Origin of the sequence: Flagellimonas alvinocaridis (assembly GCF_004916895.1) — a bacterium.
GTDB lineage: Bacteria > Bacteroidota > Bacteroidia > Flavobacteriales > Flavobacteriaceae > Flagellimonas > Flagellimonas alvinocaridis.
In genome coordinates this window covers 489,449-516,148 of the sequence record NZ_SNTZ01000001.1, presented here as the reverse complement: position 1 = coordinate 516,148, position 26,700 = coordinate 489,449, and the positions used below count along the sequence as shown (strand labels likewise).

Genomic DNA, 26,700 nt, shown 5'->3' with positions numbered 1-26,700 from the left:
GTACACATCCGTAGGGTATAAAAAAAGCGGCAAAAGCCGCTAATTTGTTTTCTTTGAAAAAAGCTACTTCTTAAACAGACTGGCCACAAAAAGAAGGACAACCGCCCCAATGACCCCTGTAAGTAGATCACCAATGACCCCTGAGCCAATGTTGATGCCCAAAGTGCCAAAAAGCCAATTGCCCACAATACCGCCAACAATACCAAGAATAATGTTCAGTAGAACGCCAAAGCCTCCCCCTTTCATAATTTTCCCGGCCAGCCAGCCAGCAAGTGCTCCGATCAATAATGCATAAAGTAATCCCATTGCTACAAGTTTTAATGGTTAGCCTTATAAAGATATTGAAAAATTCTACTTTTGAAACATGCTTCCAATAATCAGAAATGCAGGGCATGCTCTGTACAGGATTTGGTTTTACGTGCTGGTGGCCGCACCTATTTTTGTTTTTTTTCCCTTTTTACTGTTGGCCACAATATCAGAAAGGACCTATTCCCAATTTTTCTGGATGGCCAAAAACTTATGGGCAAAGCCCATTCTATATGGTATGGGATGCTTCCCAAAGATTATACGGGAGCAGGATATGGAAAAAGGGAAGAGCTATATGTTGGTGGCCAACCATGCCAGTATGTTAGATATTATGTTGATGTTGGTGGTAAGCAAAAACCCCTTTGTTTTTGTGGGTAAAAAAGAACTGGTTAAGATTCCAGTTTTTGGATTTTTCTACAAAAGAGTCTGCATTATGGTAGACCGCGAGGATGTGCGGAGCAGGACCGGGGTATATCGCCGGGCCCAACGACGGTTGGACCAAGGCCTGAGCATCTGCATATTTCCAGAGGGGGGAGTGCCAGAGGAACATATTCTTCTGGATGAATTCAAGGATGGGGCCTTTAAAATGGCCATTGCCCATAAGATACCCATAGTCCCGATTACGTTTTATGACAACAAAAAACGTTTTTCTTTTACATTTTTTAGTGGAAGGCCTGGTAGGATACGTGCCAAAGTGCACCATTTTTTTGAAACTGGGATATTGGCGGAAGAGGATAAATCAACCCTAAGGGAAGAGGTAAGGGAGGTGATTTTAAAGGAGCTGACCGAAAGTTTATAAAGATTGATTCAGGTAAGATTGGGAAGTTTTAAGGCCATGTTTCTAATGTAGTTGCCTTCATTGTTGGATTCCGTAATGGTATGGGTAATGTTGTACTGTTTCAAGGTGTTCAACAAATCAATTTGATCTTGCCATTGCAAAATATTCTGCCGGTGTTCAGGATGATTTTCGGAGAATGCCCCAGTATTTTGTTTTTTGTGTTGGACCTCCATAGTGACCGAATTTTCAAAAACTTTAAAAGTGATTTTGAAATGCTGATTCTTTTGTTGGTTGGACATGGACTGTTCTATAGTGTTTTCAAAAAAAGTTTGAACCACAAGGGATGGAATTATAGCTTCACCCACTTTGTCTGAACCTTCGGAAATGGCGATTCCAAAATCAAACGAGTCATCATAACGGAGCTTCTGGAGTTTCAGGAATGCATTCAGCATCTCAATCTCTTCCTTGAGGGATACTGTGTCCCGTTCCAATTGTTTTAAATAAAATCGAATCAATTTGCTGAAGGTTGATAAGTATTCCAAGGCCAACCTCTTTTTTTCCGAAGTGATGAAATACTGGATGGAATTGAGCGCATTGAAAACAAAATGAGGATTTAATTGGGAGTTCAAGGTTTTCAACTTCAACGCCAACATTTCTTCCTTAATTTCAAGTAATCTATCCTTTTCCTCCATCAAGGCCAAATTGTCCCTGACACTTTTAATTTTTATGGCGCAGATAGATGCAATGGCCGAAAGCATTTTAAGGTGATGGGCAGTAAAAAAATTGGCTTGGGGATGTTCGCAATCAATGACTCCGTAAATGGTGTCTTCGTATACAATGGGCACACAGATTTCGGAAAGCCGTAGAGCATCATCTTCTATATACCTATTATCTTTTGATGTGTCTTTGATGATTTCTGCTTGCCCGCTTTGGGCCACATATCCAGTAATTCCATCCCCAATATTTATTTCAACGGGGTTGTACAATTTCTGGTCTTTTGGATTTTTTGGACCATATGCTGCTTTTTGTACAAGTAACCGGTTGTCATGGTCCAACAGATACACCACACAGTCCACAAATCCTAATTTGGCAATACAATTCTTGGCCAAATCCCATAGGATATCCTCTTCATTAGCCTTTCCCATCAATGATTTTGAAAAATAAATGAGAATATTCTCAAACTGCTCATTCATAGGTTGATATAGGTTAGTTTACAGCCATAATGTACTAAATATTTTTTTAGATGGAGCCATAAAAAAAGTGCTCCAAAGTCTGGAGCACTCAAGTGATTGCCTAAAGGGGCAATCTTCCTAACCAACTTCTTTATAGCTAGAATTTAAAACTTACACCGCTGTATACACCCAAGGAAAAGGGTTGAAATTCCCCAGCTGTTTTGGAAAAGGTGTTCATTTGATATTTAAAAACAGGTTCTATATTAAGCTGTACTTTAGGGGTAAACTTGTAATTGAATCCCATGCCAAAATTGGCACTGAAGTTTACGTCATTGGCATTAGTGGCCTCTCCAATTTCGGTAACCAAACCTTCCGCTTCCAGCAATACCGAATTGTCCACTAAGAACAGGGAACTTACTCCTCCAATAAGGTCAACGCCAAATTTTCTATCTATCAAGGCATAGTCCACTTCCAAAGGAATTTCTATATAGCCCAATTGTTGTACCATTTTCCCATCCAGAACAGGAATTTCGTTGGATGTAAGCTCTATAAAGGCATCTGTTGGCAAATCGTTGGGTAGATTGTTTTTACTCTGCACCACCAAGGTCTGCGATTTTTGGCTATAATTAATATTATCCAACTTCTCATCTGATGACACCCTTGAAGATGAAGAGAACACTACATCATTGGTGTCGTACCCAAAGTTTACCCTATGTACCCCGGAACGCACCTTTACTTTCTTGCCAACTTCATAGGCAACGGTAAGCCCATAACTTAAATTAAAATTACCGGATTTGGAGTTGCTTGCAAAATCTGAATGTATGGGAGAACCATCTCCTGTAGCATTAAAATATACAGGGGCAACGGAAGGGCCTACGGACCATTTGCCAGAGTTGTTGTTGGCCACGACTATTTCCTCTTCTTCTTGTTCTCTTATGGCATCATAAATGGACTTCTTTTCTGTTGACTCTTTTTGACTTGCAGCGATGGCTTCTTCCTTGTTTTTTTGACCCAAAGCTTCAGAATGAGGTTGCTCAATATTGTTTTTGTCCGTGGAATCGTTTTGGGCTATTGCCTCTTGGGATTTGTCCCCTGTATGGGGAATTACCTCTTCTTTGTCTAGAATCTTATCAAGTGTTTGACCTTCTTCTGGAACATCTTCGTTCAAAGCCAAAGCAACATCTTTTTGATTTTGAAGCTGTGCTGGAATATTTTGGTCAGCTTTGGCAGTACCCCTCTTTTTGGAGTCTGTATCGACCACTTGTTCTTTGGAATTGATACTCCTATTAAAGTTCATAGTACCTTCGGAGCCATTTTCCACATTTGTTTTATCTTCTTCCGAAGAAGAATCCACTAAACCTTGTACTTCTTCATTGGTGGAGGTATTGTTGCCCTCACCTGTTGCATTATTTTGTACAGGAGTTTCTGTATCTGAGATGATGATTTCACCTTCTTGGGTTGTTCCCAGCGGACTGATAATGTAGAATAGAATAGCCAATAATGCGGCCACGCCACCCAATTGCCACCAAATAGGCACAACCCGTTTTTTTCGTTTCTTCTTGTCCAAGGAAGCTTCAATGGACTCCCAGACGTTATCGTCCGGGGTTTCTTGAAATCCCTCAAAGGTTTCCTTGAACAATTGCTCTAGATTCTTTTTCCCCATGATCAAGCGCTTTAAGCAATGTTTATTTTTTCTTTCTCTATTTTTTCCCTCAAAATCATTTTGGCCCTGGCCAAATTGGATTTTGATGTTCCAGTGGATGTCCCCAACATCTCACTGATTTCCTTATGGCTGTAGCCGTCCAAAACATAAAGATTGAACGTGAGCCTGTACTTGGTTGGTAATTCTTGGATGTAGCCCAATAGGGTGGACAGGCTTACGTCTGTCTGTTCAACTTCCAAGTCGGGCTCATCTCCCATATTTTCGGACACCACGTCCAAATACTGTTCTTTTCGGTATTTCTGTAAAACGGTATTTACGGTGATCCGTTTGATCCAACCCTCAAAAGACCCTTGGAAACTGTACTGATCTATTTTGCTGAAAATGGTCATAAAGCTGTCATGGAGGTTATCCTCCGCTTCAGCTTTATTCTTGGAGTACTTAAGACACATACCGAAAAGAATACCGGAATATCTCCGGTATAGTTCGGCCTGTGCGTGCCTTTTCCCCTTTTTGCAGTTATATATCAGTTCTTCTAAATCCAAATGTTGGTCAATTTTGGATAGTTACTGTCTAAATTTTTAATTAGTTTGAGCCTCATTCACCGGTACAGTGTATTCCAAGAATATAGCTTCATCATTGGCATCTTGGCCGGCATAAAATTTAAAATTGTATTCTCCCGTGAAAATTACCCTGAAAGGTAAAGTGGCTTCAACCTCCTGAACAACTTCTGTGCATGCTGTGTCTTCACCGGTCAATACAGAGCCCACTACAACGACCTCACGGTCAGTTTCTCCCAATTTGGTTACATCGAATCCTTCAAAAAATGTGCAGCCATTGGGCCTCACATAGGTAACTTTGATGTTGTAGGTTTGGTTGAGTTCAAAAGACTCAGGCATTTCCGCTTCCACGGCAGCCAAGGTGGTAAAATAAAAATTTGGGGTATCATCGTCCAGATTACAAGAGCTGAACAATGAACATGCCACAAGTACCAATATGGGCACAAACACTTTTTTCATATAAATCCTTTTTAGTCCCTAGATGTACAGTATTGTCAAGGGTTGCGTTGGATTTTCACAGGAAAAAGTTAAACCTGTCCGGATATATCGGGCTGGGTTTACGAAGTAACTGCGGAAATAGCTTCCTTGATTTTGGTTTCAAGTTCTTCGGATAGTTCTGGGTTGTCCAATAAAAGTGCTTTTACCGCATCCCTTCCCTGGCCCAATTTGGTATCACCATAACTGAACCATGAACCACTTTTCTTGATGATTTCATAGGCCACTCCCAAATCTATGATTTCACCAACTTTGGAAATCCCTTCGCCATACATGATATCGAACTCAGCCGTCTTGAACGGTGGTGCCACCTTGTTCTTGACCACTTTTACACGGGTCTTATTTCCTTGGACATCCCCATCGGTGCTCTTTATCTGGGTGGAACGCCTGATATCCAATCGTACCGAAGCGTAAAATTTAAGGGCATTACCCCCGGTGGTGGTTTCAGGATTTCCGAACATGACACCGATTTTTTCCCGCAATTGGTTGATAAAGATTACCGTACACTTGGTTTTGCTTATGGTAGAGGTCAATTTCCTAAGGGCTTGCGACATGAGTCGGGCATGTAACCCCATTTTGGAATCGCCCATTTCTCCTTCAATTTCACTTTTTGGAGTCAAAGCCGCAACAGAATCCACAATAACAATATCAATGGCTCCTGAACGAATCAGGTTGTCAGCAATCTCCAACGCTTGTTCCCCATGATCGGGTTGGGAAATGATGAGGTTGTCGATATCCACACCCAATTTTTTGGCATAAAAACGATCAAAAGCATGTTCCGCATCGATAAAGGCAGCAATACCACCAGCTTTTTGGGCTTCGGCAATGGCATGTAAAGTCAATGTGGTCTTACCGGACGATTCGGGGCCGTAGATTTCGATGACCCTTCCCCGTGGGTATCCGCCAACGCCCAAAGCAACGTCCAATCCCAACGATCCAGTGGGGATTACCTCAACATCTTCCACTACACTATCACCCATTTTCATCACGGCACCCTTGCCGTAAGTCTTGTCTAACTTGTCCAGTGTTAGTTTAAGGGCTTTTAATTTTGCTTCTTTTTCGTTGCTCATGGTTCAATGGATTAGGAAGGCTAAAATACCATTTCTTTCTTCATACGACAAAGGCCACGCAACCTTTTTATCAGATATGAATCTAAGGGGTACTAACTCAATATCCATAGGGCGAACATTAGTTCGACATTCAAGGTAGGGAGAAAATTTAGCTGTGAAAAAGACCAAAGTGGTTTTAAAAGGGTTTCTGTATTAAGGAAACCCTTTTCTTTTTACCTCAACGGGAATTTGTATCTTTGCAATCATTTTTAGAGAGCCATTCTTTAACTTAAAATATTGGTATAGCATGCAACTGTACAATACATTAAGCGCAAAGGAAAGGGAGAAACTTATTGAGGAAGCGGGCAAGGATCGGCTTACCATCTCTTTCTATCAGTACGCACACATTGGGAACCCCAAAATTTTACGAAACCATCTTTTTATAGCTTGGAATGAGATGGAGGTTTTAGGCCGAATCTATGTGGCCCACGAAGGGATTAATGCGCAACTTTCTGTTCCTGCGGAAAATTTTGAAATCTTTAAAGCGCACTTGGACAGCATTACTTTCTTGGAAAACGTTCGATTGAACATTGCCATTGAGCAGGACAATAAATCCTTCCTGAAGCTGAAAGTCAAAGTCCGTGAAAAAATTGTGGCCGATGGATTGAACGACAACACCTTTGATGTCACCAACAAAGGAATTCACGTAGGCGCCGAACAGTTCAATGAGCTTATTGAGGACCCTGATACGGTTTTGGTGGATATGCGAAACCACTATGAAAGTGAAATAGGCCACTTTAAAAATGCCATTACACCGGATGTGGATACATTTAGGGATTCTTTGGATATTATTGAAGCTGATTTGGCCGAACACAAGGAAGATAAGAAATTGGTCATGTACTGTACCGGAGGCATTCGTTGCGAAAAGGCCAGCGCTTATTACAAACACAAAGGTTTTAAAAATGTGTACCAGTTGGAAGGTGGTATCATTGAATATACCAGACAGGTCAAGGCCAACAATCTTGAAAATAAATTTTTAGGCAAAAACTTTGTTTTTGACCACCGGAGAGGGGAGCGTATTTCGGATGACATCATTTCCAATTGCCACCAATGCGGTAAACCTTGCGATACCCATGTCAATTGCGCCAATGAAGCCTGTCATTTGCTGTTTATCCAGTGCGAGGAATGTGCTAAGGCAATGGATAATTGCTGCTCTACGGAATGTCAAGAAATCCATGCCCTGCCTTATGAGGAGCAAAAGAAACTCCGCAAGGGGAAGGAAGTCAGCAACAAGATTTTTAAAAAAGGACGTTCTCCCGTGTTGAAATACAAAAACTAGCATTTCACGATAGCCACAAATTGTGCTATATTTACAATTGAGTAATTTTTATGAACCCTATTTGGGAAAAGGGCATACCTTTTCTTGAATCAAGATACAAAATATGGCGTGTAGCAGTTGTTCAACCGGCAAGGATGGACAACCGCGTGGTTGCAAGAACAATGGGACTTGCGGCACTGATGGTTGTAACAAGCTAACGGTCTTCGATTGGCTTTCCAATATGTCGTTGCCCAACGGTCAAAAATCTTTTGATTGCGTTGAGGTGCGTTTCAAGAACAGTAGAAAAGAATTTTATAGGAATGCGGACAATCTTCCGTTATCCATAGGTGATGTGGTGGCTACCCAAGCCAAATCGGGTCATGATGTGGGCATGGTAACCCTTACTGGGGAATTGGTTCGTATCCAGATGAAACGAAAAAAGGTCGCAGCGGATGACAAAGCTCTCCCAAAAATCTACAGAAAAGCCACCCAAAGGGATATTGACATCTGGCAAAAGTGCCGGGACCGGGAAGAGGAAATTAAAAAACGATCTCGGGAAATTGCCATTTCACTAAAGCTGGAAATGAAACTCAGTGATGTTGAGTTTCAGGGTGATGGATCTAAGGCAACTTTTTACTACACGGCGGAAGATCGGGTCGATTTTAGACAATTGATCAAAGACATGGCCAAGGCTTTTGGCATTCGAATTGAAATGCGCCAAATAGGCTACCGCCAAGAAGCACAACGTTTAGGAGGCGTTGGTTCCTGTGGACGGGAACTTTGTTGCTCCACTTGGTTAACGGATTTTAGATCGGTAAGTACGGCATCTGCCAGATATCAGCAATTGGCATTGAATCCACAGAAATTGGCAGGTCAGTGTGGTAAACTAAAGTGCTGTCTAAACTATGAGTTGGATATGTACTTGGAAGCACTTAAAGGATTTCCGTCTCAGGACAGCAAGTTGTTGACCAAAAAAGGATTGGCCTTTTGTCAGAAAGTGGACATCTTTAAAGAAACGCTATGGTTTTCTTACAAGGACGACCCCGCCACGTGGCATGCCCTGAACAAAGAACAGGTTTTGGAAATTCTTGAACTGAACAAGAAGAATGAAAAGGTTGATAGTCTGGAAGACTTTGCCCAAGAAAATATCGATGAAGAGAAAACAACATTTGAAAATGTTGTGGGGCAAGACAGTTTAACCCGGTTTGACAGGCCTAAAAAGAGACGAAAGAAAAAGCGCCGGAAAAAACCCAATCCAAAAGCATCCTCCAATGCGTAATGTCCTAATTTTTCTTGTATTTGCTATGGCTATGTCATCCTGCGATGATCAATTGGTGTTTTCCGAATACAAGCCCATAAACAAAGGGGAATGGAATATGGACTCTGAAGTGGAGTTTGAATTTTATGGGTTGGACTCGACGGTAACGCACAACATGTTCATCAACATAAGAAATGATGATTCTTTCCCGTTCAGCAATCTTTTCCTGATTACGGAATTGGAATCACCGGACGGGAACACCCTTAAAGACACCTTGGAGTACAGAATGGCCGAACCCACGGGGGAATGGTTGGGGAAAGGTCTTGGTGGTGTAAAAGAAAGTAAACTTTGGTTCCGTGAAAACATCGTTTTTCCAGATTCTGGCGTATATAAAGTGAACATTTCCCATGCCATGCGAAAAAATGGCGATGTGGAAGGCCTCCATACTTTAAAAGGAATTACAGATGTTGGTTTGGAAATTGAAAAAAGCACCCAATAAGCAATGACAAAAACAAAACAAAAAAAGCAGCAAGGCTTTTTTACCTACATTAAATGGTTTTGGATTCTATTTGGGTCCGGTGTTCTTATGGCCATATTGGTTTTTCTTTTAGCGTCATGGGGAGTTTTTGGTCCGATGCCCACATTTGAGCACTTGGAAAACCCAAACACCAATCTGGCAACAGAAATTATCTCCTCAGATGGTGAAACCTTGGGAAAATACTATTTGGATGACAATAGAACTCCGGTCGCATATGAAGAATTGCCCGAAAATTTGGTAAATGCCTTGGTGGCCACAGAAGATGCCCGGTATTTTCAACACTCAGGAATTGATGCTCGCGGTACATTGCGAGCCTTTATCTTTTTAGGCAGTAAGGGAGGCGCAAGTACCATATCCCAACAGCTGGCCAGACAGTTGTTTGTGGGGGTTCGTTCCAGAAACCTTTTTGAGGCCGTTACACAGAAAATCAAGGAATGGGTCATTGCAACCCGTTTGGAGAGAAACTATACCAAAGAGGAAATCATATCTATGTACCTCAACCAATATGATTTTCACTACAATGCCGATGGTATCCGTTCTGCGGCCAGAATTTATTTTGGAAAAGAACCCTCTGATTTAAGGACAGAAGAATCTGCGGTCTTAGTGGGAATGTTAAAGAACTCCTCACTTTATAATCCAATCCGTAGGGAAGAATTGGTCTTTAACCGAAGAAACACCGTATTGGCGCAAATGGCCAAATATGGCTATATCACCGAAACACAAAAAGATTCACTTCAAGGGCTGAAGATGAACATCAATTTTAATCCAGAATCACACCGTGAGGGATTGGCCACGTATTTTAGAATGCATTTGCAGCGTTTTCTAAATGGTTGGATTAAGGAAAACCCTAAACCAGATGGGGAAAAGTACAATATCTACCTGGATGGTCTAAAAGTCTATACCACCATCGATTCGCGTATGCAAAAGAATGCGGAAGAAGCGGTAGAGGCCCATATGAAAAATTTACAGGCTGAGTTCTTTCATCAGAATACTCCGGACAGAAACCCGACTGCCCCATTTTTGGACATTAGCAAAGGGGCCATTGATACGATTATGCGGAGTGCCATGAAGCGTTCGCCCAGATGGAAAAATTTAAAAAATGATGGTTTGTCTGAAGAAGCTATCGAAGCTTCCTTCCACGAGAAAACCGAAATGACGGTTTTTGATTGGAACAGTGATTCCTATGAAAAGGACACCATCATGACACCCTTGGATTCCATTCGGTATTACAAGACATTCCTTAGAACAGCTATGATGTCCATGGAACCACAGACTGGGCATGTAAAAGCTTGGGTCGGTGGTGTGGATTACAAGCACTTTCAGTATGATAATGTGATTCAAGGAACAAGACAGGCCGGGTCTACTTTTAAACCCTTTGTATATGCGGCGGCCATGGACCAATTAAGGTATTCTCCATGTTATACCCTACCCGATAATCAATATTGTATTGAACCTGGGAAACATGGAAATATAGATGCTTGGTGCCCTAAAAACTCTGATGGAAAGTACTCTGGAGAGGACATGACCTTAAAAAGTGCCTTGGCCAATTCCGTGAACACCGTTACTGCCCAGTTAATAGACAGGGTAGGGCCAGGGTCAGTAGCCACCATAGCAAGGAATATGGGAATTACCCAAGAGATCCAGGAAGTACCTGCCATTGCATTGGGTACTCCCGATGTAAGCGTATACGAAATGGTGGGGGCCTTTGGAACATTTGCCAATCAAGGGGTTTATGTAAAGCCTGTTACAGTAACACGCATTGAAGATAAAAACGGAACGGTGCTGTATGAATACACTCCTGAAACAAAGGATGTACTTAGCAAAGATGTGGCCTATGCCATGATCAACCTTATGGAAGGGGTTACATTATATGGCTCTGGCGGTAGATTGCGCCATTCCTATGCCAAGAATCAGACCGTATATAAAGAAATCGTTACAGGATATCCTTACGAATTGACAAACCCGATTGCTGGTAAAACAGGAACTACCCAAAACCAAAGTGATGGATGGTTCATGGGGATGGTACCTAATTTGGTGACCGGTGTTTGGGTAGGTGGAGACGATAGGTCCATCCACTTTTCTAGACTTCTTTATGGCCAAGGGGCGTCCATGGCATTGCCTATTTGGGCAATTTATATGAAAAAGAATTATGAAAACGAGGAGCTGGGAATTTCAAAGGATGCCTTTGAAGAACCAGAGGAAATGTCCATAAATGTGGATTGTACCAAGCAAACCCAGGAAGAACAAGATGATTTGGATACCGAGGACGATTTAGAGGACATCGATTTTTGATCATCACATACTAAAAAAAGTAGGCCCCAAGCAGTATTGTCTTGGGGCTTTTTTATTTAAATCGTAATTTCAAGCAATCGGAAAAAGACAAGACCTATGATCAATAAAACTGTTTCTAACGTCCAAGAAGCCTTAAAGGGTGTTGCTGATGGCATGACCTTTATGTTGGGTGGATTCGGGCTCTGCGGAATCCCGGAAAATGCAATCGCTGAACTGGTTCGATTAGGCATCAAGGATATTACTTGTATATCTAACAATGCAGGGGTAGATGATTTTGGACTGGGGCTTCTATTGCAAAAACATCAAATTAAAAAAATGATATCCTCCTATGTGGGTGAAAACGATGAGTTTGAACGTCAAATGTTAAGTGGGGAATTGGAAGTTGAATTGACCCCACAAGGCACTCTGGCTGAAAAATGTAGGGCCGCCCAAGCAGGCTTCCCAGCATTTTATACTCCTGCAGGATATGGCACCGAAGTGGCCAAAGGAAAGGAAACCCGCGAGTTTGATGGGAAAATGTATGTTCTGGAACCCGCGTTTAAAGCTGATTTTTCTTTTGTAAAAGCTTGGAAAGGAGATGAAGCAGGGAATCTCATATTCAAGGGTACGGCCCGAAACTTTAACCCTTGCATGTGTGGGGCTGCCAAGATTACGGTTGCCGAAGTGGAAGAACTGCTTCCGGCTGGTAGTTTGGATCCCAATCAAGTTCATATCCCTGGAATATTCGTGCAGCGTATTTTCCAAGGAGAAAAATTTGAGAAGCGAATAGAGCAAAGAACAGTTAGGACAAAAAAGTAGTTATGTTGGACAAAAACGGAATAGCAAAACGGATAGCAAGAGAGGTAAAGGATGGATATTATGTCAATTTAGGCATAGGCATTCCCACCTTGGTGGCCAATTTTGTGCGGGATGATATCAGTGTGGAATTCCAGAGCGAGAATGGGGTTCTTGGTATGGGACCTTTCCCTTTTGAAGGAGACGAGGATGCTGATATTATTAACGCAGGAAAACAGACCATAACCACATTGCCAGGAGCTTCTTTTTTTGACTCGGCTTTGAGTTTTGGGATGATTAGGGGAAAACATGTGGACTTAACGATTTTGGGTGCCATGGAAGTAGCTGAGAATGGCGACATAGCGAACTGGAAAATACCAGGAAAAATGGTTAAGGGCATGGGTGGTGCCATGGATTTGGTAGCTTCGGCTGAAAATATCATCGTTGCCATGATGCATACCAACAGGGCTGGAGAGTCTAAGCTTTTAAAACGGTGCACGCTGCCGCTTACTGGAGTGGGCTGTGTAAAAAAGATAGTGACCAATTTGGCGGTTCTTGAAGTTACTTCGGAAGGATTTAAACTACTAGAAAGGGCACCTGGGGTCACGGTCGATGACATTGTGAATGCTACCGAAGGAAAATTGATAGTGGAAAAAGAAATCCCGGAAATGAAGATTTAGCAAATATCATTCGATTTTTTACAACAAAAAAAACACGTTACACAACATAAGTTTTAGATTACCAATCATCGACTTTATATTTGGTTATATTGAATTTTTTACCCAAATTGACAACCGTAAAAACAGCACCATGGCAACCAAATTAAACCACACAACTATGGACGAAAGCGTTCAAGTTTACCGAAACGATTTTTTCACAGGATTTATGCTACTCATCAAAAAGCTATTCATGCTTTAGACTGACAATCCCCCCTGTAAAAATTTGGAGCCAACACATTGTTAGGCTCTTTTTTTTGCGATAATTTTACTACATGACCACAAAGAACCTATCCTTTCCATCATGTACATTATCTGATTTGGACACTTTGGTGCAAACATCAATAAGTACGTTCGTGGCCGCTTTCGAAAAGGATAACAACCCAAAAGACTTTCAGGACTATATTGACAACGCCTTTAATAAGGAAACACTTGCTGCTGAACTGGCAAATACAGATTCCCTGTTCCATTTTGCATATGACGGAGATATTTTGGTGGGCTATTTTAAATTAAACGTCGGCGGTGCCCAAACTGATGTGCATGACAAAAATGCCATGGAGATAGAACGTATCTATGTTTTGGGGGAACATCAAGGCAAGCAGATTGGTAGCCAAATGCTAAAGCAAATAATTTCCTTGGCAAGGGAGCACCAAAAGAAATACCTATGGCTTGGCGTGTGGGAGCACAACCCCAAGGCCATACGCTTTTACCAAAGACATGGCTTCCAAAAATTTGGGGAACACCCTTACCTTATTGGAAGCGATGAGCAGACCGATTGGCTTTTACGCTTAGAACTTTAGCAATCCACCTAAAAACAGAATATCCCCTTCCGCCCTTAACTTAAAACCAATGGAATTTTCAAACGCTGCATGGATAAGCAATGAAATTGCCAACGCATTTGATTTTGTAAGACTGTTGGTTCGGTACACAACATCCCTAATGGTTGAAAAGCTCACTTTACTTTGGATAGCGATGTTTGCCAAATCATTTTTGGAGACGTTTCTGCGCAAAATTTCGGAAAGCCTTTCATCGATTGGTTTTCCATAGTCGTCAGTGGTAAAAATGTCATCACTTTTGATGACAAGGTTCAAATTGTTCCTTGACCCCATACTTAAATACTTTAAGGGATTAGTAATTATTTTATTGGGGTCTGATCCTATTTTCTATATTTGGCTTGTAACCCAATTACAGAAAAGTGGCGGAATCGCTGCGGCTATAGTGTATTGCGTAATAATTTTACACAATATAATAATTTTATGGTTATAATTAAACAATTAAGGCGCAAAAAGAAAATCAGCCAAACGCAATTAGGAGAAAAAATAGGGGTGAGCCTGCGTACCATACAGCTTTACGAGCGAAAGAACGCGAACATACCCATTAAAAATTTAACCAAGATTGCCCAATATTTTGATATGACCATCGCGGAACTTCATCTGCGGGAAATCAATGATCTGGGTGAAAATTATACCAAAGACCAACCCTTTACAAAGCACGGATGCGTTTTTTACCCCTTGGAACATGGCAAATATTTGGCAATGGCCCCTTTGGTTTTGGTAGAATGGTACAATAAATACATTGAGGCGTTGGATAAGCCCGATAAGAATGATCCAAAGGTACCTTTTCAATCTGCATTTATTATTGACTCCGTGGCCAAAGAATCTCACCGTATTTTTGAAATTTCAGGAGACTCTATGAACGATGGTAGCATACATGCCATCCCCAATAAAGCTTTTGTACTAGGGTTAGGTCAAAAAAAGGAATGGCTGGTTAAAAATGATGATACACTTTGGAATAAGCCCTATGTTTTGGTATGCAAAGACCGGATTACCTGTAAGCAACTTACAGGATATCGCAAAGAAACCAAAGCTTTACAATGCCATAATCTAAATTCGTCCCCAGAATATCAGGATTTTGAGCTGCCGTTAGAAGATGTACTGCAGGTCTTTATGATTGTAAAAAAGCAGCTTTAGCCCTATAATACTCAAATTGAATTCAAGATTTGGCAAGCTTTATCCAAAACATCATTGGTCTTGGCGAAGCAAAACCGCAGAAATTTTTGGTCATAATCTGCCTTGCAAAATACAGAGACCGGAATACTGGCAAGCTTATGTTGTTTGATTAAACGTTCCGCAAAGACCGTATCTTTTTCGTCCGTGATATCGGAATACTCCAATAATTGAAAATACGTACCGCCTGAAGGAATCATTTTGAACCTAGAGCCCTTTATACCTTTTAGGAAAACATCCCGTTTCTCCTGATAAAAGCTACCCAGGTTTACGTAATGCTTGGGGTCCTTTACATATTGTGCCAAAGCAACCTGCATGGCATGGTTGACCGAAAATACATTGAACTGATGTACTTTTTGAAACTCCTGCATCAAGGGTTTTGGGGCCACGCAATACCCCATTTTCCAACCCGTGGCATGAAACGTTTTTCCGAAGGAAGAGCAGATGACGGCTCTAGCTGCCAAATCGGGATATTTGGCCACACTTTGATGGGGCTTGCCATCAAAAACAATGTGTTCATAGACCTCATCACTCAACAAGATAATATTGGTATCCCTTAAAATATCCTGAAGCTGTACCATATCACTTTTGGACCAAATGGTACCGGTGGGATTGTGTGGGTTATTGATGATGACCATTTTGGTCTTGGGACTTATCGCTGATTTAAAAGCACTCCAATTCATTTTAAAATCATTTCCCTCCAGAACCACTGGGATACTTTTACCCCCAAAAAGCGTTATGGCCGGTTCGTAGCAATCAAAAGCGGGTTCTATGACAATGACCTCATCGTTTTGGCGTACAAAGGCGGCAATCGTCGTAAAAATGGCCTGCGTGGCCCCTGCCGTAACGGTGATTTCAGATTCGGGACGGTAAAAATGCCCATAGAGATGTTCAGTTTTCTCTGAAATGGCTTCCCGAAGGGAAAGCACTCCCTGCATCGGAGCATACTGATTATGACCTTTTTTGAAAGATTCACCCACAAGCTCCAACAGTTTAGGGTCCGGGTTAAAATTGGGAAATCCCTGGGATAGATTAATGGCATTATGCTCTTGGGCCAATTGGCCAATGGTGGTAAAAATGGTGGTGCCTACCTGCGGCAATTTGGATGATGGTTCAATCATTGGCGTCATGTTCTTTTAATGTGTCAAGCACTTTTTGCAAGCAACTTTCCAAGTCTTTTTTTACTTCGGTCTCCCAAAACCGAAACACGGTATAGCCCATTTTTTCCAAGGCTTCGTTGACCTCCCCGTCCCGTTGAATGTTGCGTTCAATTTTTGCGATCCAAAATTCACGGTTGGTCTTGATTTTATGCTTGCGCTCCTCCCAGTTATAGCCATGCCAGAACTCTCCATCAATAAAGATGACCGTACTATACTTTTTTAAGGCGATATCCGGCTTTCCAATGAGTTTTTTGTAATCGATGCGGTATCGGTATCCCGCTGCCCATAAAGCTTTTCTAAAGGCAAGCTCTGGCTTGGTGTTCTTGCCGCGGATCTTGCCCATGATCTTGGAGCGTTCCGGAGTGGTATAAAACCCACTCTCCTCATTGAACCGAGGCACTTTGATACGCTGTGTGGGATACTTTTTGGACATCTTGGAATATACGAAGGTTTCGATCAAAAATAAACTGTTGAAATATCATTCTGAGCAAATGAAAGAATCGATTAGTGGACAACAAAATGGTTTGACACGAATATGTCATGTCGAGCGCAGTCGAGACACAATGTAAAATCCAATCACCTATATGAGATGCTGAAACGAGTTCAGCATGACGCGGGTACGTCATTTCGAACTGTGAGATTGAGCGCAGTCGAAATCGAAGTGGGAAATATCAAAAAGGATTAAAGATTTCTCAACCGTCATTTCATTCCTCATTTCGAAATGACATAAGTGATGTGTGTATTATTTTAACCTTGTCAGTAAGGTCTCGATTGCGTTCGACCTGACAATATTCAAACCAACAAAAAACCCAAACTCTTAAGAGTTTGGGTTTTTCCATATACGATGTCTATCACTTAGCCCTTTACGGTAGCGGATAGGTATTCACGGTTCATTCTAGCAATGTTGGTCAAGGAAATCCCTTTGGGGCATTCCACTTCACAAGCACCGGTGTTGGTACAGTTTCCAAAACCTTCCAAATCCATTTGGCGGACCATGTTCTGAACCCGTTCCACAGCCTCGACCCTTCCTTGGGGCAGTAGCGCAAATTGGGAAACCTTGGCAGAAGTGAACAACATGGCACTTGCATTTTTACAAGCGGCCACACAGGCACCACAACCAATGCAGGTAGCGGCATCCATGGCTTCATCTGCAGCATGCTTATTGATAGGAATGGCATTGGCATCCACGGTATTTCCAGAGGTGTTTACCGAGATATACCCCCCCGCTTGTTGGATACGGTCAAAAGAACTACGATCCACGATCAAATCCTTGATTACGGGAAATGCTTTGGCACGGAATGGTTCAATCACAATGGTATCTCCATCATTGAACTTACGCATATGCAACTGACAAGTGGTCACCAAACGGTCTGGACCGTGAGGTTCGCCGTTGATCTGCAAGGAACAGGTTCCGCAGATACCTTCCCTACAATCATGATCGAACTCTACGGGTTCCTCACCTTTGGAAATCAATTCCTCGTTCAAGATATCCAGCATTTCCAAGAAAGACATGTCCCCTTCTACACCGTCAAGCGTATAATCCACTATTTTTCCTGCTGAGGACGCGTCTTTTTGACGCCATATTTTTAAATATAATTTCATAGTTATGTAGTTGTTCGTTGTTCGTTGTTCGTTGTTGGGCTTCCCATCAACCATCAACTCTTAACTATTTATAACTCCTTGTTTTTAATTCAATGTTTTCATAAACCAAATCCTCTTTGTGCAATTTGGCATCTTTGGGCTCACCGGCAAACTCCCAAGCGGCCACATATTTAAAGTTCTTGTCGTCACGCAATGCCTCACCTTCCTCGGTTTGGTATTCCTCACGGAAATGTCCACCACAAGACTCGTTTCTGTGCAGGGCATCCTTGGCAAACAGTTCGCCCAATTCCAAGAAATCGGCCACTCGTCCGGCTTTTTCCAATTCCTGGTTTTTGGAGTCGATGGTGCCGGGAACCTTTACGTTCTCCCAGAAATCCTTACGCAAGTCGGAAATCTCCTTGACGGCCTCTTCCAGCTCTTTGGCGTTTCGGGCCATACCACATTTGTTCCACATGATCTTGCCCAACTTCTTGTGATAGTAATCCACGGAATGGATTCCTGAACCTCCCATCAATTTTTCCATACGGTCACGGACTTGTTTCTCGGCCTCATCGAATTCCTTGGAGTCGGTTGGGATTTTTCCGGTACGGATATCATGGGACAGATAATCACCAATGGTATAAGGGAGTACAAAGTATCCATCGGCCAGACCTTGCATCAAGGCCGAAGCTCCCAATCGGTTGGCACCGTGGTCGCTAAAGTTGGCCTCACCAGCCGCGTAGCAACCTGGAATGGTGGTCTGAAGGTTGTAATCCACCCAAAGTCCACCCATGGTGTAGTGCACCGCAGGATAGATCATCATTGGAGTTTTATACGGATTTTGATCCACGATTTTTTCGTACATCTGGAACAGGTTACCGTATTTGGCCTCAATGACTTCCTCACCCAATTTTATTATGGTGGCCTCATCTGGATCTTTGATACCAGAGGTCAAGGCCTTTTCTTTTCCATATCTTTTGATGGCCGAAGCAAAATCCAAATACACGGCTTCGCCAGTTTTGTTTACACCAAATCCGGCATCGCAACGCTCCTTGGCAGCCCTTGAAGCCACATCACGAGGCACAAGGTTACCGAAAGCGGGATAGCGTCGCTCCAAATAGTAGTCACGATCCTCTTCCGCAAGTTGTGTAGGCTTCAATTTACCCTCACGGATGGCCACGGCATCTTCCATTTTCTTGGGTACCCAAATACGACCATCGTTTCGTAGGGATTCAGACATCAAGGTCAATTTGGATTGATGCTCCCCCGAAACCGGAATACAGGTCGGGTGGATCTGTGTAAAACATGGGTTGGCAAAGAAAGCCCCTTTTCGGTGTGCTCTCCAAGCCGCCATTACGTTACTTCCCATGGCGTTTGTGGATAGGAAAAACACATTTCCATATCCTCCAGTGGCCAAAACCACGGCATGGGCACTGTGTCGTTCAATTTCCCCACTTACCAAATCCCGGGCGATGATACCACGCGCTTTACCATCCACTAGGACCAAGTCCATCATTTCATGGCGGTTGTATGCTTGGATCTTACCCCGATTGATTTGTCGGTTCATGGCCGAATAGGCCCCCAAAAGCAACTGTTGCCCAGTTTGGCCTTTCGCATAAAAAGTTCTTGAAACCAATACCCCTCCAAAGGAGCGGTTGTCCAAAAGCCCTCCATATTCACGGGCAAAAGGAACCCCTTGGGCCACACATTGGTCAATGATGTTTCCAGATACCTCAGCCAATCGGTATACGTTGGCTTCACGGGAACGGTAGTCCCCCCCTTTGATGGTATCGTAGAAAAGGCGATAGTTACTGTCACCATCCCCTTGATAGTTTTTTGCTGCGTTGATTCCTCCTTGGGCAGCAATGGAGTGTGCCCTGCGTGGAGAATCTTGATAGCAGAAGGTCTTAACGTTGTAACCCAACTCGGCCAAGGTAGCGGCAGCAGCACCTCCAGCCAATCCTGTTCCTACCACAATAACATCGATGTTCCTTTTGTTGGCGGGATTTACAAGATTGATGTCGTTCTTATGTTTGGTCCATTTGTCGGCCAAAGGCCCAGATGGAATTTTGGAATCCATTATGCCCATACTTAATGTGTTACTGGGTTAAGGTGGTGATACAGGGCGATGAAAGCAAAGCCCAAAGGAATGACCACCGAAAATATTTTTGCAAATGTCTTGATACCCGGAGTGTACTTGTTATTCAATCCCATACTCTGGAAAGAAGAAGCAAAGCCATGCCACAGGTGAAGACCCAAAAGAAAAAACGAAACAATGTAGATGATGGTCCTCCAGAAGGGAGCAAACTTCTCTACGGTTTCATGGTAATAACGCGTTGGGTCCTCAGGAGAAACCTCTATGTATTTGTAGGCCATTTCATGAACCCAAAAATCATAAAAGTGGAGTGCCAAAAAAGCCAAGATCACCAATCCGGAATAGATCATGTTTCTGGACACCCATGGCGCGTTGGCGCTTCCCTTGTATTTCACATAACTGCCGCCTCTTGCTTTTTTGTTCTGGATCTCTAAGGCAAAACCCATGACAAAATGGATGATCACCCCCGCAATCAGAACGGGCTGAAGAACAAATTGAACCAATGGATTGTATCCCATAAAATGGGACCAAGCATTAAAGGTTTCAGGGTCTAGGACCGAGGTAATGTTAATGGTAAAATGTTGTGTAAGAAAAACAACCAAAAAAAGACCCGAAAGCGCCATCACAACTTTTCGGGCAATTGAAGATTTTATCAATCCACTCATTAGTGCTGGTTTTGAGACAAATTTACAGCACGGACGAGTTTTTAACAAGCTTTCAACATTGGAAAACAGCTTATTTAGATTGATTTTAAGCTGTTGGATTCCCAACAATAGAAATGACGAATACTATAAAATAATCCAGGGTTACGTTTTCAAAACCTTATCCAGACATTAAGTCTGAAAATTTTGACCGATATTACCGATAATTACCAACCGAAACCTTATCATGGACATTGCCATTTTATCCGTTAGCCTCAATGTGCATTCCACCAGGAGAATAGCACAGGAGGCGCAAAATGCAGGACATTATGTGGAAATGATCGATCATACCCGATGTTCGGTGCAGTTGGGTACGGACAAACCCAAAATTTATCTGGATGCGGAGGATATTACCGATGAGTTCGATGCCATAATCCCCCGAATCGGTACAACGGTGACCAGGCATGGCGCTGCCATTGTGAAGCAATTTGAGATGAACGACATCTTCAGTACGGCCAGGTCCTTGGGCATAACCCGGGCCCGCAACAAGGTACGGACGCTCCAGATCATGTCCAGAAAGGGAATCCCCATTCCCGAAACGGTATTTTCCATCAACCCCCACAATGTTGAGGAACAGATCAAGTTTTTGGGTGGCGGTCCGGTCATCATAAAATTGCAGGAAGGTACCCAAGGCAAAGGGGTAATGCTGGCCGAGAGCAAAAAATCCGCCAAGTCCATCATAGATACGCTTTACAATATGAACACGAGCATTTTATTGCAGGAATATATTGAGGAAGCCCATGGGGAGGATCTTCGGATCATTGTGGTGGGAAACAAAGTGGTGGCCAGTATGAAACGGATCAGCGATATAGATGATTTTAGGTCCAATGTGCACCGTGGTGCGGAAACTGAAGCCGTCCAGTTGACCCCAAAGGAAAAATATATTGCCCTGAACGCAACAAAATATCTGGGTCTTGGAGTTGCTGGAGTAGATCTTATCCGTTCCAAAAAGGGGCCTTTGTTGATAGAGGTAAATGCCTCTCCGGGATTAAAGGGCATAGAGGCTGCCACAAACGTGAACGTGGCCAAGCACATCATCCAATATGTGGAAAAAAATGGACGTAGAAAAAGATAACAAGACCATCACCATAAACGGGGAAAGCATAGCTCCCGGGGAACAAAAATCCGTTGCGTTGAACATAGCCCGTTTGCCCACGGGAACGCTGATCGATATTCCCGTACATGTGTTCAATGGAAAGAAATCCGGTCCAACCGTGTTGGTCCAAGCCGGATTGCACGGTGATGAGATCAATGGGGTGGAGACCTTGCGGCGAATGCTTCAGGAAAAGAAGTTCAATGTGAAAAAGGGAGCTGTGATGGTGGTACCCATTCTCAATATTTTTGGATTTATCCATTTTTCAAGGGATGTACCGGATGGCAAAGATGTGAACCGCAGTTTTCCCGGGCGCAAAACAGGGTCACTGGCCAGCAGGATTGCCCACACCTATGCCTCCCAGCTATTGCCACAAGTGGATTTTGGAATCGATTTACATACCGGGGGAAGCCAACGCCATAACCATCCCCAAGCCCGATATACCCAGGAAGACCCCAAAAGTAAGATGCTGGCGGAATCCTTCGGGGCGCCATTTCATTTTGCCTCCAAACTGATAACAGGGTCTTTTCGGAAGACGACTTTTAAAATGGGCATACCCACCATGGTGTATGAAGCAGGGGAGAGCATGCGGTTTGATGAAAATGCCATTGCGTTTGGCATGCAGGGGATACAAAATGTACTGAATGGCCTCAACATGTTTTCCAAAAGTGAACCAAAAGAAGAAAAGCAATCGGTCCACTTGGAGTATACCCGATGGGTCAGGGCGCCAAGGGCCGGGATGTTCATACCAGAGATTGCGAACGGACAATCGATTCAAAAAGGAGAAGTTTTGGGGTTGGTTACGGATACCTATGCGAAAAAGAACAAAAAAATCAAGGCACCATTTGATGGTTATGTGCTTTGTATCAACCACCAAGCAGTGGTGAACCAAGGAGATGCCCTATTTCATTTGGGGCGTTAGGCCTTTCTTCTCCTCTTCAATTTTGGAAAGGCTCCATGCAATGGCACTTTCCAAATCTTCAAACTGGCGAATTTTTTCCTTGAAGAAAAGTCGCTCCAAAACAATGCTGGACAAACCACCTTTGTCATAGCTCACAATGGAATAGTACTTGAGTTGATGTCGATTTCTATAAAACTTCAACCAATCCGTGGGGACAACAGAGTAAGGGTTGATGCGATTGGAAATGTAGGCAACGGGTTCATCCCTCCCAATGATTTCGTAGGCAATGTCTATGATTTTTTTGGCCATGGACCAGTTAAAGACCACTCCTTCCTTGATTTCAGAAATGACCAATCCATCAAAGAAATAGAAAATCCCGAACTCACATTCCCGTATTTCACGGATGTTCTTAAAAAAGTCTATGTTCTTGACGGTTTTCTGCATGCCAAAAAAACTTGGACCGTAAAATTAATCAATCCCAAGACGTATTCCGACACCGTTTTATGAACAATTTTTTTTAATCTAAAAAGGCTTTTATATATAGGTCAACCACCATTTCTCCCTATGGTTGGTCTTATAATCATTATACCAACTACAAATAGGATACAAGGCCAAAGTCAGAAGAATCCAAATGAGATATACCACCCACAGACTGAACCCATATCCCCTCAATTGAGGTTGCAAGGTGACCCATAGATCGATGACCATATCGGAAAAACTGAACCCGGTAAAGATGGCAGCAAATACGGCCAATATATGGATCACATAAATATGGACGATGTAAAAAAACATGGGCACCCGACCAATGACCACCAATTTTTGGGTCCAGCGGTTTTGCCAGTTTTCCACCAAGCCCAAAAAAATGAGAGAAGGACCAAGGGTGATTAATAAGTAAAGCAAGGATGGGGGGTATTTGGTTACATTAAAAAAGGAGGCTATGGTTAGCCCAATACTATCTTGTCCTGCCCAAAGGTAAGGGTCGCCATAGGTGTTGAAGGCCCTCAGCGCAAAAAATATCAGAACCATCCCAGCACCCAGCTGGAACAACCTTTTAATCCGAAACTTGGAATCAAAGGAAGGTAAATAGAAGCTTCCAAAATAATATCCGAGGGGCATTACAAAGATCCAAGGGATCATGGGGTATCCTACAAAGACTTGGAAACTACCCAAATCCACTAAATTGAATACATGCAACAACGACCATAGGATTGAGGTCGTTGGGTCGGTTGGAGCAACGGAGTCCAACAGGTTATGACCAAAAATGACAATAAGGGATACTGCAACCATAAGCTTTTTGGGAAGATGGATAAATCCGGCCAAAAATATCATGCTTATGCCCAATACCCAGATTACCTGAAGAAGAATGATGGAATAGTCCAGCTTGAACATCCATGCCAATTTTATGACGGTGAACTCAGCGATCACCAACCAAAGTCCACGTTTCAACAACCATGTGGAGAGCGTTTTTTTAGTGATGCGCTGTCCTACAAAAAAAGCTGAGGTGCCCGCCAAGAAAACAAAGACCGGAGCACAAAAATGGGTAACGAAACGGGTCCAGAATAAAGGAACATTGGTTTGGGACATGTCCGTTGGATCAAAGAAATAAGCATCGAAATGAAAATAATCACGGACATGGTCCAATGCCATAATGACCATGACAAGTCCTCGGAGCATGTCAATGGATTTGATTCGGTTTTTTCGGTTGGTCTGCATGATGATGTGTGTTGATGGTTGTTTTTATCAAAAGGAATAACCTTCTGTACAAGTGTATTTTAGCATCACCAAATTACGCAAAAGCCTTGGAAGAAAATGACCCGAAAATTGCTTTGTTTCATGAAACTGTGAATTCCTCCGTCATCGTACGGCTCATTTTTCCATATTCTTCAATTGAATCCCCAATGCTTTGGTGGAAAGCTGCACTTCCAACAGGGACAGGAGCAGGGAAATGACCAAAAAGACCAGACTGACCCCAAAGATGACATTGGCCCAAACGTTCAGTTCCACATAGATGAGGAACATGGTCACCGCCGCCAACAAAAAGCTTATGATGGCTGTGGCCTGCATGTTTTTGATAATCCCCAAACGTTTTCTGAGCTGGTGAATCTGTTGTTTCAAGGGCTGGGCCGAGGTTTCCTCAAACTGTTTGTGCAACTGTCGGATCAGCGCCGCAATGGCCAAATATCGGGCATTGTAGGCCAACATGGTCAGGGAAATGGCCGGGAACAAGAGGGCAGGGATGCTTAGGGTGAGCTGCATGGATTTTATTTTAACGGGAAGGTATGAATTTGTCTTCGGGAACACAATTACCTACATTTGGACAAATCCTTTTTTGACATGAAATACTTCCCTATAGATCGAAACCTATTCATTAAGAACCGCAAAAAATTTATGGCCCAAATGAAACCCAAAAGCATTGCGGTGTTCAACTCCAACGATATCTATCCCATTAGTGCTGATAGTACCATGCCCTTTGAGCAAGCACGGGATATTTTTTACCTGAGCGGAGCGGATCAGGAGGAAACCATTTTGGTACTTTTTCCAGATTCCTTGGACAAAAAACATAGGGAAATCCTTTTTGTGAGGGAGACCAATGAGCATATTGCGGTTTGGGAAGGGGCCAAGCTGACCAAAGAGCAAGCCACAGCCGTATCTGGAATTGAGACTGTATACTGGCTCACGGATTTTGACAAGGTCTTTTTTGATTTGATGACCGAGGCGGATACGATTTATTTCAACACCAATGAGCATTATCGTCAGTCTGTGGAGACCCAGACCCGGGAAGACCGTTTCATCCAAAAATGTAAACAGGATTTTCCTGCCCATCAATGGGCGAAGAGCAATCCGATCTTACAGAAGATCCGTGGGGTAAAGGAACCTGAGGAAATCGCGTTGATGCAGACCGCTTGCGACATTACCGAAAAAGGTTTTAGAAGAATTTTGGGATTTGTAAAACCAGGCGTTTGGGAGTATGAAATGGAAGCGGAGTTCCTCCATGAGTTTGTACGCAACCGCTCCAAAGGCTTTGCCTACACACCTATCATTGCATCCGGCGCCAACGCCAATGTGTTACACTATGTGGAAAATAACCAACAGGTAAAGGACGGGGATATGATCTTGATGGATTTAGCTGCGGAATATGCCAATTACTCCAGTGACCTTACCCGGACCATACCCGCCAACGGAAGGTTTACCGACCGTCAAAAAGCAGTGTACAGTGCAGTGCTCAGGGTAAAGGACCAAGCCACTAAAATGTTGGTGCCTGGAACTCTTTGGGCCGAATACCATAAAGAAGTGGGCAAGATCATGACTTCCGAATTATTGGGTCTTGGACTTTTGGATAAAGCTGATGTGCAGAACGAAGATTCCCAATGGCCCGCCTACAAAAAATACTTCATGCACGGCACCAGTCACCATATTGGGTTGGATACCCATGATTATGGAGCATTAAAAACCCCTATGAAGGCCAATATGGTCTTTACGGTAGAACCTGGCATTTATATTCCAAAGGAGGGTATGGGCATCCGTTTGGAGGACGATGTAGTCATCCAGGAAAAAGGAGAGCCGTTCAATTTGATGCGCAACATCCCCATTGAAATTGAAGAGATAGAGGAGTTGATGAATGCCTGATGGACTTCCTAAGGAAACATATTGAAGAAGTGGTTGAATTGACTGACGATGAGTTCGGTTTTATTCAAAGTCATTTTGGCCATATCCAAAAACGAAAGCACCAATATCTTGTTCAGGAAGGCGATATTGTGGACAAGGAATATTGGGTGGTGAAAGGATGTGTGAAAAGCTATTTTTTGGATGATGATGGCAAGGAGCACATTTTAAGGTTTGGAATGGAAAATTGGTGGATTACGGATTACGAATCCTTTGTAAAGCGTACTCCCTCAAGGATGTCCATAGATTGCCTTGAGGACACCGACCTCTTGTACATTACATACGAGAATAGGGAAAAGCTAACGAGCCAAATGCATAAGATGGAGCGTTTTTGGGCCAAGAAGAGCAAGAACGGAACGGTTGCCATGCAAAACCGGATTTTATCGCTTTTAAAAAATTCTGCCAAAGAACGATATGACCTTTTGTTGGAAGAGTATCCCAGTCTTTTTCAACGTGTTCCGAAGAAACTGATCGCAGCTTATCTTGGAGTTTCCCGCGAGACACTCAGCCGACTACATCCTTAACTGTCACAGTATTATAACTTTAGTGTGACCTATATCACACCAAATATGTGATATAGGTCT

General features: G+C 42.9%; 28 protein-coding genes. 13 read left to right on the top strand and 15 right to left on the bottom strand.

What is annotated here, in order from left to right; genetic code table 11:
• Window positions 1–63: 63 nt before the first annotated feature.
• Complete coding sequence (locus tag EZV76_RS02345) at window positions 64–306, bottom strand: GlsB/YeaQ/YmgE family stress response membrane protein (protein ID WP_136564973.1); 243 nt, start codon at window positions 304–306, stop codon at window positions 64–66.
• 58 nt (window positions 307–364) lie between these two features.
• On the opposite strand from EZV76_RS02345, the gene EZV76_RS02340 reads away from it, so the two are divergent.
• Entirely contained in the window at window positions 365–1,105 is a 741-nt protein-coding gene (locus tag EZV76_RS02340) for a lysophospholipid acyltransferase family protein (RefSeq protein ID WP_136564972.1), read from the top strand.
• Window positions 1,106–1,113: 8 nt separating this feature from the next.
• Here EZV76_RS02340 and EZV76_RS02335 read toward each other — a convergent pair whose 3' ends face one another.
• The 5 genes from EZV76_RS02335 to recA form a co-directional block, all read right to left on the bottom strand.
• On the bottom strand, window positions 1,114–2,277 hold the full coding sequence (locus tag EZV76_RS02335) for a histidine kinase (RefSeq protein ID WP_136564971.1): 1,164 nt from the start codon (window positions 2,275–2,277) through the stop codon (window positions 1,114–1,116).
• 136 nt (window positions 2,278–2,413) lie between these two features.
• Complete coding sequence (locus EZV76_RS02330) at window positions 2,414–3,919, bottom strand: hypothetical protein (protein WP_136564970.1); 1,506 nt, start codon at window positions 3,917–3,919, stop codon at window positions 2,414–2,416.
• Between the two features lie 11 nt (window positions 3,920–3,930).
• Window positions 3,931–4,461, bottom strand: a complete 531-nt coding sequence (locus EZV76_RS02325) for an RNA polymerase sigma factor (RefSeq protein WP_136564969.1) — start codon at window positions 4,459–4,461, stop codon at window positions 3,931–3,933.
• Between the two features lie 36 nt (window positions 4,462–4,497).
• Window positions 4,498–4,935 carry a hypothetical protein gene (locus EZV76_RS02320; protein WP_136564968.1) on the bottom strand — a complete coding sequence of 146 codons (438 nt, stop codon included), beginning with the start codon at window positions 4,933–4,935 and terminating at the stop codon, window positions 4,498–4,500.
• Between the two features lie 98 nt (window positions 4,936–5,033).
• Window positions 5,034–6,041: a recombinase RecA gene (recA, locus tag EZV76_RS02315; protein ID WP_136564967.1), complete on the bottom strand. Its 1,008-nt coding sequence runs from the start codon at window positions 6,039–6,041 to the stop codon at window positions 5,034–5,036.
• 286 nt (window positions 6,042–6,327) lie between these two features.
• On the opposite strand from recA, the gene trhO reads away from it, so the two are divergent.
• The 7 genes from trhO (at window position 6,328) to EZV76_RS02280 (ending at window position 13,716) form a co-directional block, all read left to right on the top strand.
• Window positions 6,328–7,359 carry an oxygen-dependent tRNA uridine(34) hydroxylase TrhO gene (gene trhO, locus EZV76_RS02310; RefSeq protein WP_136564966.1) on the top strand — a complete coding sequence of 344 codons (1,032 nt, stop codon included), beginning with the start codon at window positions 6,328–6,330 and terminating at the stop codon, window positions 7,357–7,359.
• A 103-nt stretch (window positions 7,360–7,462) separates the two neighbouring features.
• The gene (locus tag EZV76_RS02305) at window positions 7,463–8,617 is read left to right on the top strand and encodes a PSP1 domain-containing protein (protein WP_136564965.1); all 1,155 of its coding nucleotides are present in this window, start codon (window positions 7,463–7,465) and stop codon (window positions 8,615–8,617) included.
• Window positions 8,610–9,095, top strand: a complete 486-nt coding sequence (locus EZV76_RS02300; protein WP_136564964.1) for a gliding motility lipoprotein GldH — start codon at window positions 8,610–8,612, stop codon at window positions 9,093–9,095. The genes EZV76_RS02305 and EZV76_RS02300 overlap by 8 nt, the downstream gene beginning before the upstream one ends.
• A 3-nt stretch (window positions 9,096–9,098) precedes the next feature.
• Entirely contained in the window at window positions 9,099–11,426 is a 2,328-nt protein-coding gene (locus tag EZV76_RS02295) for a penicillin-binding protein 1A (protein WP_136564963.1), read from the top strand.
• A 96-nt stretch (window positions 11,427–11,522) separates the two neighbouring features.
• Window positions 11,523–12,224 carry a CoA transferase subunit A gene (locus EZV76_RS02290; protein ID WP_136564962.1) on the top strand — a complete coding sequence of 234 codons (702 nt, stop codon included), beginning with the start codon at window positions 11,523–11,525 and terminating at the stop codon, window positions 12,222–12,224.
• Window positions 12,225–12,226: 2 nt separating this feature from the next.
• Window positions 12,227–12,880, top strand: coding sequence for a 3-oxoacid CoA-transferase subunit B (locus EZV76_RS02285; protein WP_136564961.1), 654 nt, complete (start codon window positions 12,227–12,229; stop codon window positions 12,878–12,880).
• 311 nt (window positions 12,881–13,191) lie between these two features.
• Window positions 13,192–13,716 carry a GNAT family N-acetyltransferase gene (locus tag EZV76_RS02280; RefSeq protein ID WP_136564960.1) on the top strand — a complete coding sequence of 175 codons (525 nt, stop codon included), beginning with the start codon at window positions 13,192–13,194 and terminating at the stop codon, window positions 13,714–13,716.
• Here the strand turns inward: EZV76_RS02280 and EZV76_RS02275 are convergent.
• The gene (locus EZV76_RS02275) at window positions 13,705–14,025 is read right to left on the bottom strand and encodes a hypothetical protein (protein WP_136564959.1); all 321 of its coding nucleotides are present in this window, start codon (window positions 14,023–14,025) and stop codon (window positions 13,705–13,707) included. The genes EZV76_RS02280 and EZV76_RS02275 overlap by 12 nt on opposite strands.
• Window positions 14,026–14,172: 147 nt before the next feature.
• Here EZV76_RS02275 and EZV76_RS02270 point away from each other — a divergent pair, with 147 nt between their 5' ends.
• Entirely contained in the window at window positions 14,173–14,886 is a 714-nt protein-coding gene (locus EZV76_RS02270; protein WP_136564958.1) for an XRE family transcriptional regulator, read from the top strand.
• 11 nt (window positions 14,887–14,897) lie between these two features.
• Here EZV76_RS02270 and EZV76_RS02265 read toward each other — a convergent pair whose 3' ends face one another.
• The 5 genes from EZV76_RS02265 to EZV76_RS02245 form a co-directional block, all read right to left on the bottom strand.
• Window positions 14,898–16,043 carry a methionine aminotransferase gene (locus EZV76_RS02265; RefSeq protein WP_201741812.1) on the bottom strand — a complete coding sequence of 382 codons (1,146 nt, stop codon included), beginning with the start codon at window positions 16,041–16,043 and terminating at the stop codon, window positions 14,898–14,900.
• Window positions 16,036–16,542: a very short patch repair endonuclease gene (locus tag EZV76_RS02260; RefSeq protein ID WP_313790941.1), complete on the bottom strand. Its 507-nt coding sequence runs from the start codon at window positions 16,540–16,542 to the stop codon at window positions 16,036–16,038. The genes EZV76_RS02265 and EZV76_RS02260 overlap by 8 nt, the downstream gene beginning before the upstream one ends.
• Window positions 16,543–16,937: 395 nt before the next feature.
• Window positions 16,938–17,684, bottom strand: coding sequence for a succinate dehydrogenase/fumarate reductase iron-sulfur subunit (locus EZV76_RS02255; protein ID WP_136564957.1), 747 nt, complete (start codon window positions 17,682–17,684; stop codon window positions 16,938–16,940).
• 64 nt (window positions 17,685–17,748) lie between these two features.
• Entirely contained in the window at window positions 17,749–19,752 is a 2,004-nt protein-coding gene (locus EZV76_RS02250) for a fumarate reductase/succinate dehydrogenase flavoprotein subunit (protein WP_136564956.1), read from the bottom strand.
• A gap of 2 nt (window positions 19,753–19,754) precedes the next feature.
• Window positions 19,755–20,423, bottom strand: a complete 669-nt coding sequence (locus tag EZV76_RS02245; RefSeq protein WP_136564955.1) for a succinate dehydrogenase cytochrome b subunit — start codon at window positions 20,421–20,423, stop codon at window positions 19,755–19,757.
• A gap of 223 nt (window positions 20,424–20,646) precedes the next feature.
• Between EZV76_RS02245 and EZV76_RS02240 the strand changes: the two genes are divergently transcribed.
• Together EZV76_RS02240 and EZV76_RS02235 are read left to right on the top strand one after the other, a co-directional pair.
• Window positions 20,647–21,534 (top strand): RimK family alpha-L-glutamate ligase, encoded by an 888-nt coding sequence (locus tag EZV76_RS02240; protein WP_136564954.1) that lies wholly within the window; start codon window positions 20,647–20,649, stop codon window positions 21,532–21,534.
• A complete protein-coding gene (locus tag EZV76_RS02235) occupies window positions 21,515–22,474 on the top strand; it encodes a succinylglutamate desuccinylase/aspartoacylase family protein (RefSeq protein WP_136564953.1) in 960 nt (319 codons plus the stop codon). The genes EZV76_RS02240 and EZV76_RS02235 overlap by 20 nt, the downstream gene beginning before the upstream one ends.
• Here the strand turns inward: EZV76_RS02235 and EZV76_RS02230 are convergent.
• The 3 genes from EZV76_RS02230 to EZV76_RS02220 all read right to left on the bottom strand — a co-directional run bounded on the left by EZV76_RS02230 (window position 22,454) and on the right by EZV76_RS02220 (window position 24,709).
• On the bottom strand, window positions 22,454–22,897 hold the full coding sequence (locus EZV76_RS02230; protein ID WP_136564952.1) for a hypothetical protein: 444 nt from the start codon (window positions 22,895–22,897) through the stop codon (window positions 22,454–22,456). The two genes, EZV76_RS02235 and EZV76_RS02230, sit on opposite strands and share 21 nt — an antisense overlap.
• A 90-nt stretch (window positions 22,898–22,987) precedes the next feature.
• Window positions 22,988–24,166, bottom strand: coding sequence for an acetyltransferase domain-containing protein (locus EZV76_RS02225; RefSeq protein WP_136564951.1), 1,179 nt, complete (start codon window positions 24,164–24,166; stop codon window positions 22,988–22,990).
• A gap of 153 nt (window positions 24,167–24,319) precedes the next feature.
• Window positions 24,320–24,709: a DUF2721 domain-containing protein gene (locus tag EZV76_RS02220; RefSeq protein WP_136564950.1), complete on the bottom strand. Its 390-nt coding sequence runs from the start codon at window positions 24,707–24,709 to the stop codon at window positions 24,320–24,322.
• Window positions 24,710–24,787: 78 nt separating this feature from the next.
• Between EZV76_RS02220 and EZV76_RS02215 the strand changes: the two genes are divergently transcribed.
• Together EZV76_RS02215 and EZV76_RS02210 are read left to right on the top strand one after the other, a co-directional pair.
• Entirely contained in the window at window positions 24,788–26,080 is a 1,293-nt protein-coding gene (locus tag EZV76_RS02215; protein WP_136564949.1) for an aminopeptidase P family protein, read from the top strand.
• The gene (locus EZV76_RS02210; RefSeq protein ID WP_136564948.1) at window positions 26,080–26,640 is read left to right on the top strand and encodes a Crp/Fnr family transcriptional regulator; all 561 of its coding nucleotides are present in this window, start codon (window positions 26,080–26,082) and stop codon (window positions 26,638–26,640) included. The genes EZV76_RS02215 and EZV76_RS02210 overlap by 1 nt, the downstream gene beginning before the upstream one ends.
• Window positions 26,641–26,700 lie beyond the last annotated feature (60 nt).